Annotated in this window: 16 protein-coding genes and 5 riboswitches; of the genes, 12 read left to right on the top strand and 4 right to left on the bottom strand. The window is 48.3% G+C overall.

Annotated elements, in window-relative coordinates:
- Positions 1-59: 59 nt before the first annotated feature.
- Positions 60-431: a hypothetical protein gene (locus tag FHS16_RS21215; RefSeq protein ID WP_183567394.1), complete on the bottom strand. Its 372-nt coding sequence runs from the start codon at positions 429-431 to the stop codon at positions 60-62.
- A gap of 541 nt (positions 432-972) precedes the next feature.
- Positions 973-1058: riboswitch (cyclic di-GMP riboswitch) on the top strand.
- A gap of 92 nt (positions 1059-1150) precedes the next feature.
- On the opposite strand from FHS16_RS21215, the gene FHS16_RS21210 reads away from it, so the two are divergent.
- Both FHS16_RS21210 and FHS16_RS21205 read left to right on the top strand, forming a co-directional pair.
- Positions 1151-2833, top strand: coding sequence for a pyridoxal phosphate-dependent decarboxylase family protein (locus tag FHS16_RS21210; protein ID WP_246431887.1), 1683 nt, complete (start codon positions 1151-1153; stop codon positions 2831-2833).
- The gene (locus FHS16_RS21205; RefSeq protein WP_183567388.1) at positions 2814-4544 is read left to right on the top strand and encodes a methyl-accepting chemotaxis protein; all 1731 of its coding nucleotides are present in this window, start codon (positions 2814-2816) and stop codon (positions 4542-4544) included. The genes FHS16_RS21210 and FHS16_RS21205 overlap by 20 nt, the downstream gene beginning before the upstream one ends.
- A 119-nt stretch (positions 4545-4663) precedes the next feature.
- Here the strand turns inward: FHS16_RS21205 and FHS16_RS21200 are convergent, their stop codons facing one another.
- Complete coding sequence (locus FHS16_RS21200) at positions 4664-5089, bottom strand: hypothetical protein (protein ID WP_183567385.1); 426 nt, start codon at positions 5087-5089, stop codon at positions 4664-4666.
- Positions 5090-5094: 5 nt separating this feature from the next.
- Positions 5095-5257, bottom strand: a riboswitch (cyclic di-AMP (ydaO/yuaA leader).
- A 46-nt stretch (positions 5258-5303) separates the two neighbouring features.
- Positions 5304-5729: a hypothetical protein gene (locus FHS16_RS21195; protein WP_183567382.1), complete on the bottom strand. Its 426-nt coding sequence runs from the start codon at positions 5727-5729 to the stop codon at positions 5304-5306.
- Between the two features lie 5 nt (positions 5730-5734).
- Positions 5735-5900: riboswitch (cyclic di-AMP (ydaO/yuaA leader) on the bottom strand.
- 395 nt (positions 5901-6295) lie between these two features.
- A riboswitch (cyclic di-AMP (ydaO/yuaA leader) is annotated at positions 6296-6495 on the top strand.
- Between the two features lie 45 nt (positions 6496-6540).
- Positions 6541-6706, top strand: a riboswitch (cyclic di-AMP (ydaO/yuaA leader).
- Between the two features lie 120 nt (positions 6707-6826).
- On the opposite strand from FHS16_RS21195, the gene FHS16_RS21190 reads away from it, so the two are divergent.
- From FHS16_RS21190 to FHS16_RS21165, 6 genes are all read left to right on the top strand, one after another.
- On the top strand, positions 6827-7225 hold the full coding sequence (locus tag FHS16_RS21190; RefSeq protein WP_183567379.1) for a hypothetical protein: 399 nt from the start codon (positions 6827-6829) through the stop codon (positions 7223-7225).
- Positions 7226-7348: 123 nt separating this feature from the next.
- A complete protein-coding gene (kdpF, locus tag FHS16_RS32695) occupies positions 7349-7426 on the top strand; it encodes a K(+)-transporting ATPase subunit F (RefSeq protein ID WP_376769691.1) in 78 nt (25 codons plus the stop codon).
- Positions 7427-7445: 19 nt separating this feature from the next.
- Positions 7446-9125 (top strand): potassium-transporting ATPase subunit KdpA, encoded by a 1680-nt coding sequence (gene kdpA, locus FHS16_RS21180; protein WP_183567373.1) that lies wholly within the window; start codon positions 7446-7448, stop codon positions 9123-9125.
- A gap of 18 nt (positions 9126-9143) precedes the next feature.
- Positions 9144-11177 (top strand): potassium-transporting ATPase subunit KdpB, encoded by a 2034-nt coding sequence (kdpB, locus tag FHS16_RS21175; protein ID WP_183567370.1) that lies wholly within the window; start codon positions 9144-9146, stop codon positions 11175-11177.
- Positions 11178-11208: 31 nt separating this feature from the next.
- The gene (gene kdpC / locus FHS16_RS21170; protein WP_183567367.1) at positions 11209-11820 is read left to right on the top strand and encodes a potassium-transporting ATPase subunit KdpC; all 612 of its coding nucleotides are present in this window, start codon (positions 11209-11211) and stop codon (positions 11818-11820) included.
- Positions 11821-11823: 3 nt separating this feature from the next.
- Positions 11824-14100, top strand: coding sequence for a histidine kinase (locus tag FHS16_RS21165; RefSeq protein WP_183567364.1), 2277 nt, complete (start codon positions 11824-11826; stop codon positions 14098-14100).
- 69 nt (positions 14101-14169) lie between these two features.
- Here FHS16_RS21165 and FHS16_RS21160 read toward each other — a convergent pair whose 3' ends face one another.
- Positions 14170-14490, bottom strand: a complete 321-nt coding sequence (locus FHS16_RS21160; RefSeq protein ID WP_183567361.1) for a winged helix-turn-helix transcriptional regulator — start codon at positions 14488-14490, stop codon at positions 14170-14172.
- A gap of 148 nt (positions 14491-14638) precedes the next feature.
- On the opposite strand from FHS16_RS21160, the gene FHS16_RS21155 reads away from it, so the two are divergent.
- The 4 genes from FHS16_RS21155 (at position 14639) to FHS16_RS21140 (ending at position 18410) form a co-directional block, all read left to right on the top strand.
- Complete coding sequence (locus FHS16_RS21155; protein WP_183567358.1) at positions 14639-15403, top strand: DODA-type extradiol aromatic ring-opening family dioxygenase; 765 nt, start codon at positions 14639-14641, stop codon at positions 15401-15403.
- A gap of 32 nt (positions 15404-15435) precedes the next feature.
- Positions 15436-16182 carry a GTP cyclohydrolase II gene (locus FHS16_RS21150; protein ID WP_183567355.1) on the top strand — a complete coding sequence of 249 codons (747 nt, stop codon included), beginning with the start codon at positions 15436-15438 and terminating at the stop codon, positions 16180-16182.
- A 125-nt stretch (positions 16183-16307) separates the two neighbouring features.
- The gene (locus FHS16_RS21145; protein WP_183567352.1) at positions 16308-17354 is read left to right on the top strand and encodes a hypothetical protein; all 1047 of its coding nucleotides are present in this window, start codon (positions 16308-16310) and stop codon (positions 17352-17354) included.
- A gap of 93 nt (positions 17355-17447) precedes the next feature.
- Positions 17448-18410 (top strand): aldolase catalytic domain-containing protein, encoded by a 963-nt coding sequence (locus FHS16_RS21140; protein ID WP_183567349.1) that lies wholly within the window; start codon positions 17448-17450, stop codon positions 18408-18410.
- The last annotated feature ends 60 nt before the right edge of the window (positions 18411-18470 follow it).

The raw sequence follows: 18470 nt of genomic DNA, 5'->3' as shown, positions 1-18470 counted from the left end.
CAGCAACAATGATTTCCTTTGAAAAGACTCATACATGCTGTTTATCATACAATTACGTACTAGTCCGCTATATTGACGACGTTGTCTTTAACGTGATAAATGACATAGTTATGATTCCATTGCTGCACGGTAACGATGGTTGATTCGTTTCCCTTTTCAAAAAAAAAATTAGCGCCTTCTTGCCTGACATAGGTCCAGCCCTTGCTACTCATTCGTTCTTGAAGAAGAAGCCCAATGGAACGATCCTCCGCTAAATAATTCCCTTTCTCGTCCATCAAGACTATTTGTTTATCCGTTGTGCCTAACGTATACATGAGCTTAATGTTATGGAATCCAATATTATTGATAAAGGCAGCAGCGAATATAACAATAAGTACAACGACTCCAATAATTCCGAATACCGCGACTTTCCAAGGTCTCCTCAAAATCATATAAAATCAACTCCCATACAATATAATGAAGGATTAGCGATTATTGCAAAAGACACTATAGAATCAAATTCAAAGCAATGTTAGGTTCTTTAGGGGAAGGGCCAAGACCTATAACTACGTTCCTCTTTACACGTTAGGGTAGCGCCAACGGTACTGTTTTGATAGCGAGTGCGGCGCGATAAATTTCAGAACATACGCTTGCCTCTTCGGATCTCACTCCCATGCCGTTTCGGATTCCATTTTTATTCCCGGGCTTATCTTTGAGCTTAACTTAATGACATTGGATATAACTCTTCTTTTTTATACGCTTTTTTATTTGTATACATATGTTTTTTTTGAAAATAAATAGACTGATAGAACTAAAAACACTCCAAAAAGCCGTATATTATCATATCAATTGTGACGAAAAGATAAAATCTTAGCGAAATGACTATTACTTTAGACTTATATATTTAAAAACATATTGATCTTAGAAATATGAAATAGTAGAATGTTCCTAGTAGCTGTAAATGATTACTAATTAAAGTACAAATTCCTCCAAATTTCATACGGGCAAATCCATCGAAAGATGGTGGCGCAAAGCTATAGGGACTACTTCTTAAAAAGAAATGTCAGCCAGTTGCGAAGTATTAAGCAAAGGCATACCTATGAAAAAATATAGGTATGTCTTTTTTTATTCAGAGAGATAAATTCAAATGGTGGAGAGAGGTCATAACGTTATGCATAATCAGTCAGATATTCGTCGTTTATTTCCAAGTGATGATGGAAACGCAGCGCAACGCAATCAAATGTTGGAATTAATCGAACAGATCGTCAGCGGCGTCGATGAGCTAAAAGATCCGGATTCCGTATTTCTGAAGGGGGATAAAGAAAGAGGTCCGCTATTTTATAAGGAGCTGGCGGATGTTAGCAGAATTCCGCATAACGGAAGCCCTCTGGGTGAGGTTAACAAAGAGCTTCTATCCTTGCTTCACGCCCATCCTTATCACACCAAATATTTTCTAACCAACATTTTGCCTATGGCCAGCACCCCAGGCATACTCGGCATGCTTGCGGCGTTCATGGTGAATGGCAATAACTTATGGGATGTGTATGGGCCGGCAGGCGCAGAAGCCGAAGTTAAGGTTGTTGCCATGATGTCGGATCTTGTCGGATATAAAACGGCAGAAAGTGGTGGATATACAACTTGGGGCGGCCAGGGCGCGATATTTACGGGCCTCAGGCTGGCGATTAATAAAGCAAGCTCAACCGCCGCGACGTCCGGAGTGCCTCAGAATTTATATGCTTTCTGCTCGGAGGCAGCGCATTACAGCCTTTATAAGTCGATGGAAGCAACGGGACTCGGAAGCGATAACTTAGTCAAAATCCGTACGAACGAAGACAGCTCTATGGATATGAATGATTTGAAAGCGAAAATGGAACAGGTAATAGCAAAGGGCGGCATTCCGATTTATGTCGTTGCTACTACGGGCACGACAGATGCAATGGGGATTGATAGTCTTGATGAAGTATATAGATTGACAGAACGTCTAGCACTGGAGCACGGCATAAATCGGCCTCACATTCATGCCGACTCGGCTCTAGGCGGATTCTTCGCTTTCTTCAACAACTATGATTTTGCTAATAATCCTTTGGGCATTGAGGGAGAAGCGCTTGCAGCTCTCAAAACCATTCAAGCCAAAATGATACATTTGAATAAAGCAGATTCGCTATGTTTCGATTTTCAGAAGCTCGGACAAACGCCTTATTCAACGAGCTTGTTTTTAGTGAAAAATGCTTCTGATTTAAAGCTTCTGGATTTGGATCCAGACGAGACGCCTTATGTTGGACACCGAGGATATGGGCAATATCATACGAGTTATACGTTGGAATGCTCCAGAATGGGAAGCTCCATTAGCATATACAGCGCTTTGCTCGCGTTTGGCATTGAAGGTTATCAAAAGCTGCTGGCTCAATTCGTTGAAGTAAATGTCTCTTTCCGAAAAGCGCTGGAGCTGGAAATACCGGAAGCCGTTATTGTAAACCCGCTTAATCCGGGCATCATCACCTTGTTCCGGTTATACTCGGATGGGAAGAACGGTTATCCAAAAGAATATGCCGGTGCTTGCAGTTATGAGGAAGTAGATAGGGAAAATAAGTTAAATGAAATATTGTTTGAGATTCTGGGAAGAGACCGGAGCGAAATGTTCTTTGGCGATACCAAAAAGCATCTTTACGTACCAACGACAGATGCTAAGCGAATTGCGCTGTATGCCAGCAAGCTGTTCGTTATTTCACCGTATACGCAAGTATCCGATGTTCATTCCATCGTCCATTATTTAAAAGGAAAAATCGAAGAAACCTATTCGGAATATAATCGAATGAATAAAAGGGAGTTCTCTTATGAAGAAATCTATACTTAGTTTCAATTGGTATAAGGAGCATCTGGCTGTAAAAATTGCATTAAGCATACTGCTGCTGCAAGTAATCACTTGTGTAGCCTTTGCTGTATCCAGCTACATGACCCAGCAGAATCTTTCGGAGAAATTGCTGGAACAATTCGATAAGCGCTTGATTACCGATATTCAAATAGCAAGCAATACCTTAGCTTCAATTCCCGGCTCAGGTAAGCAGCTGGCTGGCACGGAAGATCCGAATTATGCGGTAATCAAAACCGAGCTTGAGAAGCTGCAAGAGATTCATAGCCTTGAAAATATTTATATTTTATCGAATACTGGGGACAATGAACGGATTCTAATTCTATCAGGCGTGCCGGATGATTTCGGAACGCCGTATCCGTTCACTGATGAAATGAAAGAAGCGATTTCAGAAAAGAAATCAATGATAAGTCCCATTTATGTAGATGAGTACGGTACTCATAAATCCATATTCGTTCCGGTGTCTGATAATTCTGGCGTAACCTATGGCATACTCGGAATTGATCTGGATGCTTCCGTTGTACCGAAAACAACAGCTAGCTCTAACCTGACTACGATTATTATCTCACTGATCGTGCTTGTTGTCGGCAGTATCATTGCCTCCGTGATCGGTAAAGTCATTACGAATCCGCTAAGAAAACTAATGCTAGCAGCCGATAAGATCGCGGCAGGCGATATGAAAACTGCGATTTCGATCCATAGCAAGGATGAAATCGGGAAATTGTCGGTATCGTTTGGATTAATGATCGCAAGCCTTAAGACACTCATACAGCAAGTCATAGCTTCTTCGAATTTGATTTCGGAAACAAGCCAACACTTGAAGCAATCGGTCAATGAATCAACAAATAACGCACAGCAAGTTGCGGATTCAACAAATCGGATGTCTGATGGCATTAATGAGATTGTTCAAAGCGTAACAGATAGCCATACGAATATTAATCATATCGATAATGAAATTAAAGATGTATCGAACGGAATGAAGGATATTCAGAACATCGCAACAGAGGTACACGTACAATCCGAGCAAGGGCAGGATCTAGTAGAAAGAACGCTGCAGCAGATGATGGTCATCAAGCAAGCGATGCAGGAGTCTCAAGAAGCAGCCACGACATTAGGCAAACGCTCCAACGAGATAAGCGAGATCATCAATATTATTTCAGAAATATCCAATCAAACGAATCTTCTCGCCTTGAATGCTTCGATCGAAGCTGCGCGTGCAGGAGACGTTGGTAGAGGTTTTGCTGTGGTTGCTGGCGAGGTTAAGAAGCTGGCCTCACAATCGGCCCAAGCGGCATTATCGGTTACCGATCTTGTTTCGAGCACCCAATCCAACAGTCTGCTCGTTATGAAGAGCATTGAGGAAGGAAGCAAGGCTGTTGAGCAGGGGCATTCATGGATACAAGGCACGTATGAAAACTTCAAAGGCATCTATGGAGGCGTATCCTCGTTCACGGAGCATACGAATCATATGTTCAGCGCATTAGGCAAGGTAGATGAGTCTTTTGTCAAAATAACCGACTCAATGCAGCAAATATCCGGCATTACGCAGGAACAAGCTGCAGGAACAGAAGAGGTCGCAGCATCCGCGCAGCAGCAGAGCGCTTCCATGCAAGAAATTGCAGCAGTCATTGTACAGCTATCTACGCTGTCCGTTGATTTGAATGATTCAGTCAAACAATATAAGCTGGACAATTAACCAATCAATTAAACAATTGGCGTCTTTTGAAATGGTTGTTCTAAAAACACATAGCAACGCAAGAAAGTCCAGAACATGATTGAATGTTCTGGACTTTCTATTGCTAATTGATCCTTTCATTAATCCAAAGACATGTAGGAGACTGAACGTTGACGCAAAACAGATTCTTCATGGTTGCTGCCGTACGAGGCCGATTCGGCGGACTGGGCAAGGGTATGGTTGACTGCACTGACGAACAAATCGAAAGCACGCCCATCTTGGTCCGTTTTGTCATAGTGGTACTGGTTGAGAGGTGGAAGCGGGATGCTGCCGATAAAGCTCTGAAGCAGGTCGCTCCATCGTTCCAAATCAATGTCAGCTTCCGTGTCGCTGGCGAATAGCTCGCTCCAGCCGAAGCCTTGATTGCTTGTTAAACGAAGACAGATACGATGACCTGCAGAATCGACGGCAATGGCAGGAATGACAAAAATCTCGATGCGGGAAATGGAAAGATGAGGAGTCTGTTTCGTAAAGTGCTGCAGATAACTTTCACAATTCGTCAACATAAATAAATCTCTCCTTTGTTCGCTTACGAGGTTAGCTGTCGGATTCGGGCTAGAGAGAATGCCCTACCAGGGTTACAAATCCCTGGATTCACCCCTTGCGAAACGATTGGTAATCGCTCGCGATGGTTCCCCCGCTTTTTCATTCGAAAAATTCAGCGTGAATAATGTACCCTTCATTATACCCCTTAATTGCAGCTCTGTAAATCTTATGCAATCAGAATAAAGAAATATAGGATATAGCTTGGTTGAAAAACACGCCCTCCTCAACGTGGTCATGATGGTCCATTTCCAAACGTGAAGGGCAATTGCAATGCTCAGCTGCTGCTAATAACAACGTATAAATGCGGCTATCTTTTACGGTTGTATCCGGGTGAGATGAGCATATATCTTCAATCTGAAAAGGACCGATGAACCGAAGCAGCACGCTGCCCCAACTAACCCAGTCCTTTGGCTTTTCACATTTCTTGATGAAGAGCTCGCCCCAGTCATGTCCGAGGTCTGTTGTAAGGCGCAGGCATATACGAAAGCCAGGCTCGGGTGCATGTACGGGAAAGACAAAAAGCTCGATTCTTTTAATGGTTATGGGCACGATAGCTGTTTTTCCTGCTCTTCCTAAAGGGGTTGCGGTTTGCATGGTCACAATGGATCTCTCCTCAGATTCGCTTACGAGGTTAGCTGTCGGATTCGGGCTAGAGAGCTGCCATACTGGAGCTTGAGTGCTACAGATTCACCCCGTTCGAACGTCATATCTAGATGCCATCCGCTAGTGGTTCCCCCGCTTTTCATTTAAAAAATTCAACGATAGTCGTAAGCCTTGTTCGGCTTGCCGTCTATACTAATCTCGAATCAAGCGATTGTAAAATGCGAGTTGCCAAGGATTGGGCAGCCTGAAGCCGATTATTGAGAAAAGTCATCGAAAAGGCGTGGAAATCGATCTTTTTCTTAGAAATGCTCGATGATGCTTGACCGGCCTCCAGGTTACAAAAGTCTGTTTATTCAGCCGGATAAGCGGTATTCGAGCATGAAGAGTTATTTTCAAAAACACGAGAAAAACGTTGATTTAGTGAGGTATTCAAAGTTTGTGAACAATGTAAGCGTTGCGAACGCTTGTAGAAGTCGGATATTGACTAAATTAGCCAGCAGGCATGCTTTACAGCAATTAGAGCGAGGAGTAAGATTCGATACAGGATTTACTCATTAGCTTTGATTGACTGATCGCTGAGTTTCCGTGAAGACGGAAAACGGGGGAACCAATGATGACGCTGTGCGCGTGTCCGATGTGAGAGTCGGATGAGCGCACAGCCGGGGTGAATCTTTGACTGGTGCCATGGACACCGGTTAAGGTAGGGCGACTCTCACCGCCCGAATCCGGCAGCTAACCTCGTAAGCGTCGCTCGAGAGAGGAATGATTGAAGTCTGAAGCAATACGTCTGAAGCAAAAACCAGTACCAGAATGAACAACGCTGAGTCCTGCAGAAGCAGGAACGGGGGAACCAACGAACGGCTTGCTTGCATGTATTGCCGTTCATGGGGTGAATCGCTTGTCTATACAAGCGTAGGGCAACTCTCAAGGCCCGAATCCGACAGCTAACCTCGTAAGCGAACTCGAGAGAGGCAACAGAAAGCGTGCTGCCTGCAGCTTATTCAGCTGTGGGCATCAAGAAGCCGCGGGATGTGTACCTCTTATCCCTAGGCTTCTTTTTTGTTGCCTTTTTTACCAAATGGAGGATAGAGCGCGTGGAGGAAGAGCAAATTATTGTAGCAGGCTTGAATGAAGCCAGCCAATCATTTATAAGAGCCTTGCAGTTCCGCCAGCTGAAGTTCGTCGTGCTGACGAATAGTAAGCAGGAGGCAAAGCAGCTTCGTAAGCATGGTATCACAGATGTGGTATTCATTAATTCCAATGACCGCAATAGCTGGGTTCCGCCTGTATTTCGGGTTAGGGAAGTATTCATCTTCGAGAGCAGTCTCGCGCTTAGCTGCCGCTTTGTTCAATGCTGCCGCAGCTGGACGTCGGAGCCCATCTATGTCATCACACAGCAATGGAATCCTAGAGCCATCTACAAGGGACTTGGCGCCAGTCATATCGTTTTCACCCAAACGGGAGAAGTAAGCTTCTTATTAAACAACAAATAGCGCAGGAGGAGTTTCCATGCAGGATATATTTATGGTTGTTACCTTGCTCGTTGCCTTTGGTTTATTTTACGGCTTTGCAGCGTGGTGCGATGGCGTTACCCGGCAAGCAGGAGGCGAGCGCGAATGATAATCGTGGCGATAATGGCTTTATTTATTTTCGTGTACCTGATCTATGCCTTAATACATCCGGAGAAGTTTTAATAGAGGAGGATTTAATCTGATGGATATTGTACAAATGCTTGTCGTGCTTGCGGTGCTCGTGCTTCTGGTTAAGCCGCTTGGCACTTATGTCTATCATGTGTTCTCCAATGAGCAGAATCGCCTGGACCGAGTATTCGGCGGCACCGAGCGGCTTATTTTTACCCTAATCGGCGTTCATAAGCGAGAGGGCATGGGCTGGAAAAAATATGCGCTTAGCTTTATGGCCACTAATCTGATCTTGGTCGCGTTCAGTTATGTAATATTGCGGCTGCAGCATGCGCTGCCCTTCAATCCGAACGGCATGGGGAGCTTGGAGCCGACGCTTACGTTCAATACGGTTATCAGCTTTATTACAAATACGAATCTGCAGCATTACAGCGGTGAAAGTGCCTTGTCCTACTTCTCTCAAATGGCTGTCATCATGATGATGATGTTCACGTCAGCTGCGACGGGCTTCTCGGTTGCGATTGCATTCGTCCGCGGAATAACGAGCAAAGGGAAAACGCTCGGAAACTTTTTCGAGGATTTCGTCAAAGCGCATACGAGAATTTTTCTCCCTCTTTCTTTCATTATTACGCTGGTTCTCGTTGCGCTGCAGGTGCCGCAGACGCTTGATCCGACGTTGACCGTCAAAACGCTTGAGGGCGCCATGCAGCAAATTGCGATTGGTCCCGTTGCGTCGCTCGAATCCATAAAGCATCTTGGGACGAACGGCGGCGGTTTTTTCGGCGTCAATTCCGCTCATCCATTCGAGAACCCAAACCCGCTTACGAATGTGATTCAAATATTGTCAATGTGGGCGCTGCCTGCAGCATTGCCTTACACGTTCGGTCTTTTTGCCAAAAACAAAAAGCAGGGCTGGGTCGTATTCAGCGCAATGATGTGTCTGTTCCTCGTCTTCCTGAGCGTTGCTTATACGTCTGAGAAAACAGGGAATCCCGCGATGAGCGCGCTTGGCATCGATGCTTCTCAAGGAAGCATGGAAGGCAAGGAAGTCAGATTCGGCATTGCCCAATCGGCGCTCTTCACGGCCGTTACGACCGCAGCTACGACCGGCACGGTCAATAATATGCATGACACGCTGACGCCGCTCGGTGGCTTGGTGCCGCTTGGTGAAATGATGCTGAACGTCGTATTCGGAGGCAAAGGCGTCGGGTTAATCAACATGCTCATGTATGCCATTCTTGCCGTATTCATATGCGGCTTGATGGTAGGACGAACGCCGGAGTTTTTGGGCCGCAAAATAGAGCCGCGGGAAATGAAGCTCATAGCCGTAGCCATTCTCGCGCATCCGTTCATTATATTAGTGCCAACCGCAATTGCGTTCATGACGGAGCTCGGACATGGCGCGATTACAAACCCGGGCTTCCATGGGATAAGCCAGGTGCTGTATGAATTCACCTCCTCCGCAGCTAACAACGGTTCCGGGTTCGAGGGATTAGGCGACAATACGCCGTTCTGGAACATAAGCACCGGCCTCGTGATGCTGTTCGGCCGCTATATTTCGATGATTGCGATGCTCGCTGTAGCAGGCTCGCTCATGCGCAAGCAGACCGTCCCGGAGACGATCGGAACCTTCCGAACGGACAATAAGCTGTTTGCGGCTTTGCTAATCGGAACCGTGCTTTTAATAGGTGCTCTGACTTTTCTGCCGGTCATTGTGCTTGGTCCAATCGCAGAATTTCTAACACTCCGCTAACGGATGAGGTGAACGATAATGAATCGAAACAAGACGAATAACGCGTTGTCTGCCGGAGCGCTCAAGCAGGCAGTCCGCGAGAGCTTTATTAAGCTGAATCCAGCTGTCATGATCAAAAATCCGGTTATGTTTGTCGTTGAAGCAGGAACGCTTATCGTACTGCTAATGATCGTATTCCCTCGGTTATTTCAATCGCAGGCTACGATGGGCTTCAATATTGCCGTGTTTTTCATTCTGCTCTTTACGCTGCTGTTCGCTAACTTTGCGGAGGCAATCGCGGAGGGCAGAGGCAAGGCGCAAGCGAGCTCGCTCAAAAAATCGAAGCAGGATATGAGCGCGAATAAGCTGGTTGGCGAAGCCGTAACGGTCGTATCGTCAACGGAGCTTCGCAAGGGAGATGTCGTCATCGTGTCGCAAGGTGAAATGATACCCGGCGACGGTGAGGTCATTGCCGGACTTGCTTCTGTAGACGAGTCCGCGATCACTGGCGAATCTGCTCCTGTCATTAAAGAGGCAGGCGGAGATTTCAGCTCGGTAACCGGCGGGACACGGGTAGTCAGCGACCAAATCAAGGTGCGCATGACAAGCGAGCCGGGACAGTCTTTCATTGACCGGATGATTGCGTTGGTTGAAGGCGCCAAACGTCAAAAAACGCCGAACGAAATCGCGCTAAGCACCTTATTGATCAGCTTGACGATCATTTTCCTAATCGTTGTCGTCACGCTTGCGCCAATCGCGAGCTACCTCGGCATCGAGCTGGAGATTCCTATTCTCATTGCGCTGCTTGTTTGTTTGATTCCGACGACGATCGGCGGTTTATTGTCCGCGATTGGCATCGCCGGCATGGATAGAGTCACGCAGTTCAACGTACTTGCGATGTCAGGCAAGGCGGTTGAAGCGGCTGGCGATATCAATACGATGATTCTTGATAAAACAGGAACGATTACATTCGGAAACCGGATGGCGAGCGATCTTGTGCCGGTAGCCGGAAGCAGCATCGAGTCCTTGTCGGAGTGGGCAGCCATCAGCTCGCTCATGGACGAAACGCCTGAAGGTCGCTCCGTGCTGGAATGGGCGAAGAAGCAGGGAATGAGCTATGATGCAGCGCTTGCGGCAGGCGGGGAATTCGTCGAGTTCAAAGCGGAGACGCGAATGAGCGGCATGGATCTCGCAGACGGCAGACGCGTCAGGAAAGGCGCCGTTGATGCGGTTAGGAAATGGGTTGCCGCGCAGGGCGGCGACATTCCTCCCGATTTGGAGCAAATCTCGAATACGATCGCCACATTAGGCGGTACGCCGCTCGCCGTAGCAGTCGATAACCGGATGTTCGGGGTTATCTATTTGAAGGATACGGTAAAGCCAGGTATGAAGGAGCGCTTCGACCAGCTTCGCGAGATGGGGATCAAGACGATCATGTGTACGGGGGATAATCCGTTAACGGCTGCAACAATCGCCCGCGAAGCAGGCGTAGACGATTTCATCGCGGAAGCGAAGCCCGAGGATAAGATTGCGGTCATCCGCCGCGAGCAGGCCGAAGGGAAAATGGTTGCGATGACAGGGGACGGCACGAACGACGCGCCTGCACTCGCCCAAGCCGATGTAGGCCTCGCCATGAATAGCGGAACAATCGCTGCGAAGGAAGCGGCCAATATGGTCGATCTCGATTCCGACCCTTCCAAAATTATTGAGGTGGTCGCGATTGGCAAGCAGCTGCTGATGACAAGAGGAGCGCTTACGACGTTTAGTATCGCGAACGACATCGCCAAATATTTTGCCATCATACCGGCGATGTTCATGCTAGCCATTCCCGAGATGGGCGTGCTTAATATTATGAATCTGGGCTCGCCGCTTTCCGCGATTTTGTCGGCGCTTATTTTCAATGCGATTATTATTCCGCTTCTCATACCGCTTGCCATTAAAGGCGTAGCGTACAAACCGATGAGCGGCTCGAAGCTGCTAAGCCGAAATGTATTCATTTATGGCCTTGGCGGCGTGATTGTTCCGTTTGTCGGCATTAAGCTCATTGATTTTGCCGTCCATTTGTGGATTTAATCCTATCTTATTAGAGAGAAGGCATGACGATATGAATGAATATAAGAATGAAGATCCGCGTTCCTCCAGGCTATCGGCCATCACGGTTCCTTTACGCATCAGCTTGTTGTTTATGGTAATATGCGGCATTATTTATCCGCTGGTTAGCACAGGGGCAGCGCAGCTGCTCTTTCCGGGCCAAGCAGCGGGAAGCTTAATAAAAGACCAAACGGGGCAGGTGGTTGGCTCAGAGCTGATCGGGCAAAGCTTTACGGACCCAAAATGGTTTCAAGGACGCGTATCGAGCATCGATTATAACGCTGCCGGCTCAGGCTCGAACAATTTCGGGCCCTCGAATCCAGCTTTGATCGAGCGCACTGCCGCATCCATCGAAGCATGGAAGCTGCAAAACCCGGACGTTCCGGTTTCGGAGCTTCCGATTGCACTCATAACGAACTCGGGTTCTGGGCTCGATCCGCATATTACGCCGCAGTCGGCCATGGTGCAAATCGCCAGAATCAGCAAGCTGACAGGCGAGCCGGCAGACGTGCTGAAGCAGCTTGTTGAGAAGCATACGGAGGGCCGGGACCTAGGCGTATTCGGTGATAAGCGGGTCAATGTGCTGAAGCTGAATCTCGCTTTATCCGCTATTCTGGGAGAATAGAAGATGGCTTCCTTTAGGAAGAAAACACCGGAGGAGCTGCTGCTGTCCATTGCCAAGCTGCATCAGGGCCGGCTCAAAATACTCGTCGGCTCCGTAAGCGGATCAGGGAAAACCTACCATATGCTTCGAGAAGGATTGCAGCTGAAGCAGGAGGGAATTGACGTCGTGCTGTGCGCGCTGCCAATGCCTCAGAGCGAAGAAACGATCGCGCTGGCAGCGCCTTTTGAGCAGGCAGCCCTGAATGTGGAGACACTTGCTGCGCGCAATCCGGAAGCGGTGCTCATTGATGGATTGGCTTATCTGAACGAGCATGGGGCTGGGTTCCGAACGAGGCTGGAGGAAGTGCTGTTTCTGATCGGACGCGGCATAAGCGTGGTGACGACGATTAATGTCTATGAGCTGGAAGGCATCGATGAGGAAGCGTTCAGATGGACTGGCGTACGTCCGCTCGCTACCGTTCCTGCGAACACCCTTGAGCTGGCTGATGAGGTTCGCCTCATCGATGTATCGCCGGAAACGATGCTGCAGCGGTTCGAGGAAGGCAGGCTGAAAGGCAGGCCGGAACCTGCAATCGCGCAGCGCGGGAATTTGGCGGTGCTCCGCGAGCTGGCGCTTCGCCTCGTTGCGGAAGGCGTGAACGAATCACTGGAGAAGCATCGCGAGGAGCTTGGGCTCTCCGGTCCTTCCGGAGCATCGGAGCGAATATTGGTGACCGCGCAATACCATTGGAACGGTTCTTTATATGTAAGGAGAGGAGAGCAGATTGCCAGAAGGCTGGGCGGCGATGTCGTTGTTGTGTCATTCATGTCTCCGCACCGAAAGCTGACCAAGGACGAACAGGCATTTAAAGCTTCTATTAAAAAGCTGGCGATTAAAGTAGGAGGCTCATTCGAGGAGCTTCCGCTGCCCAATCGGCGCGGGTTGTCCGCCGAGCTTGCTTCCTATGCGGAGGAGCAGCATGTAACCCGCATCGTCATGGGTCATTCGAAGCAGAGCAGATGGCAGCAGTTCAAACAAGGCTCCGTTGCGCTTGGCTTGCTGCGAAGGCTCAAGCAGGTCGATCTGTTTCTGATGGCCGACCGTGCGGAGCATGAAGGGGAGCGAATATTGCCGGTTAAGCATAGACGCGATGCTGCCAAAGGGTTGTTTCGCAGAGTTAGTCCGGATCAGAGGGAACAGCAAGCAAAGTCTATTCGCAGGGGGCATTTCCATCTGTTCATCGGTGCTGCTCCCGGTGTCGGAAAAACGTACCGGATGCTGGCCGAAGCGAATCTGCTGCTGCAGAAGGGCGTTGACGTAGTGATCGGTTTAGTCGAAACGCATGGCCGCGAGGAGACGAAGAGGCAAATTGGCGAGCTTCCCGTTGTCCCTCGCCAAGTGATCTCGTATCTCGGTACGAAGCTGGAAGAGATGGATGTAGAGGCGATTATTCGCCGAAACCCGGACGTTGTGCTGGTGGATGAGCTGGCTCATACGAATATGCCCGGAAGCGTAAGGAAAAAAAGATACGAGGATGTTATTCATTTGATGGATAGCGGCATATCCGTTATTTCAACTATGAATGTGCAGCATATTGAAAGCCTAAATGACGCGATTGAACAAATTACGGGAATCCGCGTTAGGGAAACCGTGCCGGATGCGATCATCCGCTCCGCTAATCAGGTGGAACTGATTGATGTGACACCGCAAATGCTGCAGCAGCGCATGAGGGAAGGGAAAATATATGACCCGAATAAAGTAGAGCAGGCGCTCTCCGCTTTTTTTACGACAGGCAATTTAATTGCATTGCGGGAGCTCGCCCTGCGCGAGCTTGCCGATGATGTAGATGAACGGCTGGAATCATGGGATCGGAATCAGAGCCTTAGGGGTCCGCTGCGCAGGAAGGAAGTTATTTTCGTTGGCATTGAATTGCAGGAGGATGCGGAGCGTTTGATCAGGCGCGGATTTCGAATTGCGAATCGCCTTAAGGCGCAGTGGCATGTACATCACGTACAGAGCGGCCACTCAGCGGATGCCGATTCCATTAACAAGCTCAAGCATTTGACGGAGCGGCTAGGCGGTTTATTCGAGCTCTCACATGCCGAGAGTCGCGGCGATATTGCAGGAACGCTGCTTACGGCAGCGAAGAGGGCAAAGGCTACGCAGCTTATTGTCGGGCAGCCCAGGGGCTCTGGCTGGCAGGCAAGACGCACAGGCTTTATCGTTCCTAAGCTGTTGCAGGGCGCCCGTCACATGGATCTGCTCATCGTGGCTAGACGAATGGCTGCCTGCTACCATTAAAAAAGGAATATCGCGAAGCGGAGTAAACGGATCCGCTTTCGTGATATTCCTTTTGCATGCAGAGCTCTTTCAAGATTCGGTTATTTCGATCCAATCCTGGGACCATATTTGAATTTCACGGATGATCGGCTCAAGGGCACGGCCCTTCTCCGTTAGTGAATATTCTATGCGAACGGGTATATCGGGATAAACATGCCTAGCGACAATACCTTCGTTTTCGAGATCCTTGAACCGCTCTGACAACAGCCTGCCGCTGATCGGAAGCGCAGATTGAACGGCGCAGAAGCGCTGAGGGCCGGACAGCAGCTGGAATATAATTAGGCCGGTCCAACGTTTGCTGACAATGTCCATTCCCCTCTGAAACCGAGGGCAAAGGGTAGATTGTTCCATGAGAATCACCTCTTTTATCTTCTCTTCAGTATAACCTCGATATCTTATTTATACAAGCACACCTGAATAATGTTAATTACTTGACTATCATTAGTTATGAAATTATAATTAGTTACAAATAGTAAGTGGTTTGCGAGGAGGCCATACCGTGAAACCATTGTTTTTAGCCCATGGATCACCAATGCTCGCAGTGGAGCAGAATGCATATAGCCAATTTCTTCAGCAGATTGGAGCCAGCCTGAAACCGGACGCGATCGTTATTTTTACGGCTCATTGGGAGACCGAGGCTGTAACAGTTTCTTCCAAGAATGACGAATACGAGACGATTTATGATTTCTATGGTTTTCCCGATGAGCTGTATCAGGTCAAATACCCGGCGAAGGGCTCTACGAAAGTGGCAGAGCTTGTTGGTCGTTTGCTGAGCGAACAACATATTCCGGTTGCATATGATACGTCAAGAGGACTTGACCACGGATCTTGGACGATGCTGAAGCATATGTTTCCGAAGGCGGATGTTCCGGTCGTGCAAGTATCGGTAAACCCTGATCGTCCGGCGGCTGATCAGTACCGAATCGGAGAAGCGCTGCGGAGCTTGAGCTCTCTTAACATACTGGTTATTGGCAGCGGCGTAACCGTTCATAATTTACGGGCAGTGAAGTGGGGCCAGCAGGAGCCGGAGAGCTGGGCCGTCGAATTCGACGATTGGTTAATAGAAAATATGAATAATCATGATACAAATTGTCTATTTCAGTATGAAGAGAAGGCTCCTCATGCTAAAATGGCTGTACCTCGCGCTGAGCACTTCGTTCCTTTATATATTGCACTTGGTAGCGGCAGCCCCGGCGAAACGCCGCAAGTCATATATAGAAGCTATGAATTCGGAACGCTCAGCTACTTGTCCATGCAATTTTAATTCCATATCTATATCAGAAAAGGTGAACGAACATGATAAAGCCCAATATTGCAGCAATCATTAAAGATAAACTAAAGCGCACGCAGTCCGGCAACGACGATATCTACGTCATCGGGCCGGTTAAGCTTCCCGTCGAGCTCGACGGTGAAACCAAGATGTTTCATTGGTACAGCTGGCTTCGCAAGGAAGCAGGCGAGGAAATGTCTCCCGAGCAGCTTGTAGAGGATTTGAATCGCTTCTCCTACGCGGATCTGCAGCAATCAAGCGTTCTCGTATACGGAGATTTTGATCATAGCGAGGATGCATTGATTCGGATGCACAGCATTTGCCACACCGGCGATATATTCGGAAGCGCGAGATGCGACTGCGGCTTTCAATTGAAGCAATCCATGCGGATGATTACCGAGCATGGCACTGGGGCGCTGTTTTATCTAGCCAACCATGAGGGCCGCGGAATCGGCTTGTTCAGCAAAGCAATTGCCTACCTGCTGCAGGAGGACGGGCTCGATACGGTTGACGCGAATACAGAGCTTGGCTTCGCAGACGATGCTCGCGATTACAGCGACGCCCTTGCCGTATTGAAGCTGCTTCGCGACTTGCCGGTATCGATCATTACGAACAACCCTCGAAAGGTGGAAGCACTGCGCAAATCAGGCTTGAACGTTGCGGGGAGGGTTCCGTTATGGGGCAACTCTTCGGTCTATAATGAGAAATACCTGCATACCAAAATGAGCAGATCCGGCCACTTCGGCCAAGAGCCTCAGACTTTGGTGAAATAATCATAAAAACCGTACTGTGGCAGCCGCTGGCTCCATTGTATGGTTTTTTTGTGAAAACATTTGGAGGCGCAGCAACGTCTATTACATAGTGGTCGATGAATCGCAAGCAAGGAGAGGATGGATGAATGTTGCGAAGATATGGTCATAATAAACACAGGAAAAGCTATACTTGGTTTGCTGGAGCCGTAATTGTTACTTTATTGTCGTTAACAGGATGCAGCTTGTCTCCATCATCGAGTAACGTCAAGCCTGATATTCAGGAAACGGATGAAGTCCGCAATGAGCAGCAAGAACAGCAAGAACAGCAAGAGCAGGTTGATCAGCAAGAGCAGGTTGATCAGCATGCGCTGCTGACGGCGTTTAAGCTTCAGCTCAAGGAGGCTGCGGATGCCTCCGAGCTTGTTGCCTATTTGGACGATAATATGACGAAAGCGGAACAGACAACAGCGGATGCGATGCTTCGCGGCCTTTTTGATTATTATGATGCACATCTAACTGAAGCACAGGATGCTTTTTTTGAGCCGGATGTGCAAGAGGTACTGACAGCGGAGACATGGCCGATAACCAAAGCGGGAGCCGAAGCTATCCCAGACGAAAAGGTAAAAACGCTGGTCCAGAAAGCATATGCCGGCGGATATAAGCTGGAATCGGTAGAAGGCTCCATTTATCCAGTCGTTGATTATAGGTATTGGAGCGGGATTGGACAGCTGTTGTCGACTCCGCTTCGAGACTACGTCGAGCTGATGGCCTTGGAATCGGATGAAGCGACAGCCAAGGATGGCGGGCTCCATATTACGTGGGATGAGCTTGCGTCCCGGGCTCTGCTTGCCGAAGCATTTATCTTGGAGCATAAGGACTCTCCCGAACGCGAAGAGGTGCAGAACAAATATGTGAATGGGTACTTGATGATGTATGTGAACGGATTGCCTAATTCAGCTGTTCATGATGCACAGACGTATCGGCTGCTGGAGGAAGTAAAGAACAGCTACCAGGCGACAATAGCAACAGCGCCCGAGTCGGTTACAGCCCGATTGACGAAATCATTCGTAGAAATTCTAGCGAAGCATGGCAATCTAGTCATGGAGGAAAAAAACGGGGAAGCAGCCGAAATAGCGGATGTGAAAAACTTCCGTAAAGACTTGCCGCAACATGCGGAAATGCTTCTAAAATAGCCAGAAAACGACAAAATTATTTTGCGTTCCGGTTCCTTTTCAAGTATGATGAGAAAAAATGAACTCATGTTCAAATTAAAGGAGTAACAACGCATGCAATCAAAAACAAGCCATTGTAAAATTGTTGACTGCACGATCCGCGATGGCGGTCTCGTGAATAACTGGGATTTCAGTGTCGAGTTCGTTCAGCATTTGTACCAAAGCTTGAACGAAGCCGGCGTCGATTATATGGAAATCGGCTATAAAAACTCGCCAAAGCTATTGAAAGGCGCTGAAAGTGCCGGCCCTTGGCGGTTCCTGAACGACGATTTTTTGAAAAAAGTGATTCCGAACAAAGGGAATACTAAGCTTTCCGCGCTTGTTGATATCGGCCGTGTCGACGAGAACGACATTTTGCCGCGCAGCGAGAGCTTGCTTGACTTGATCCGCGTCGCTTGCTACATCCAAGACGTTGACAAGGCGCTTGAGCTTGTTAAAGTGTTCCATGACCGCGGTTATGAAACGACGATCAACATTATGGCACTCTCTAACGTCATGGAGAACCAACTGATCGAAGCTTTCGAGCTTATTAACGATAGCGTGGTTGATGTAGTTTACGTGGTAGATTCTTACGGCAGCCTGAAGCCGAACGATATGAGCTACCTGGTTGAGAAGTTCCGCCAGTACCTGCCGAGCAAACGCTTGGGCGTTCATGCGCATAACAATCTACAGCTTGCATTCGCGAATACGCTGCTTGCTGCGGAGAAGGGCGTTGAGCTTCTTGACGCTTCCGTCTACGGCATGGGCCGCGCTGCGGGCAACTGCAACACGGAGCTGCTGGTAGCCGAGCTTCAAAATACGAAATACAATATCCGTCCTGTTCTGGACATGATCGAGAAGTACATGGTGCCGCTTCGCGAGAAAGAAGAGTGGGGCTACATCATTCCTTACATGATCACAGGTATTCTGGATGAGCACCCTCGCTCCGCTATGGCGCTGCGTGATTCGGCTGACAAAGACAAAGGCGTGGAGTTCTACGACCGCCTTACTACGCCTGAGATCGCTCACGGCAAATAATAAATGTTGAAAAGCTCCGGGAATTCTCTTATGAGATTCCCGGAGCTTTTTTTTGTCGCG

The sequence above is a fragment of the Paenibacillus endophyticus genome, assembly GCF_014192395.1.
GTDB classification, from domain to species: Bacteria; Bacillota; Bacilli; order Paenibacillales; family Paenibacillaceae; genus Pristimantibacillus; species Pristimantibacillus endophyticus.
This window is presented reverse-complemented; position numbering and strand designations above follow the sequence as displayed.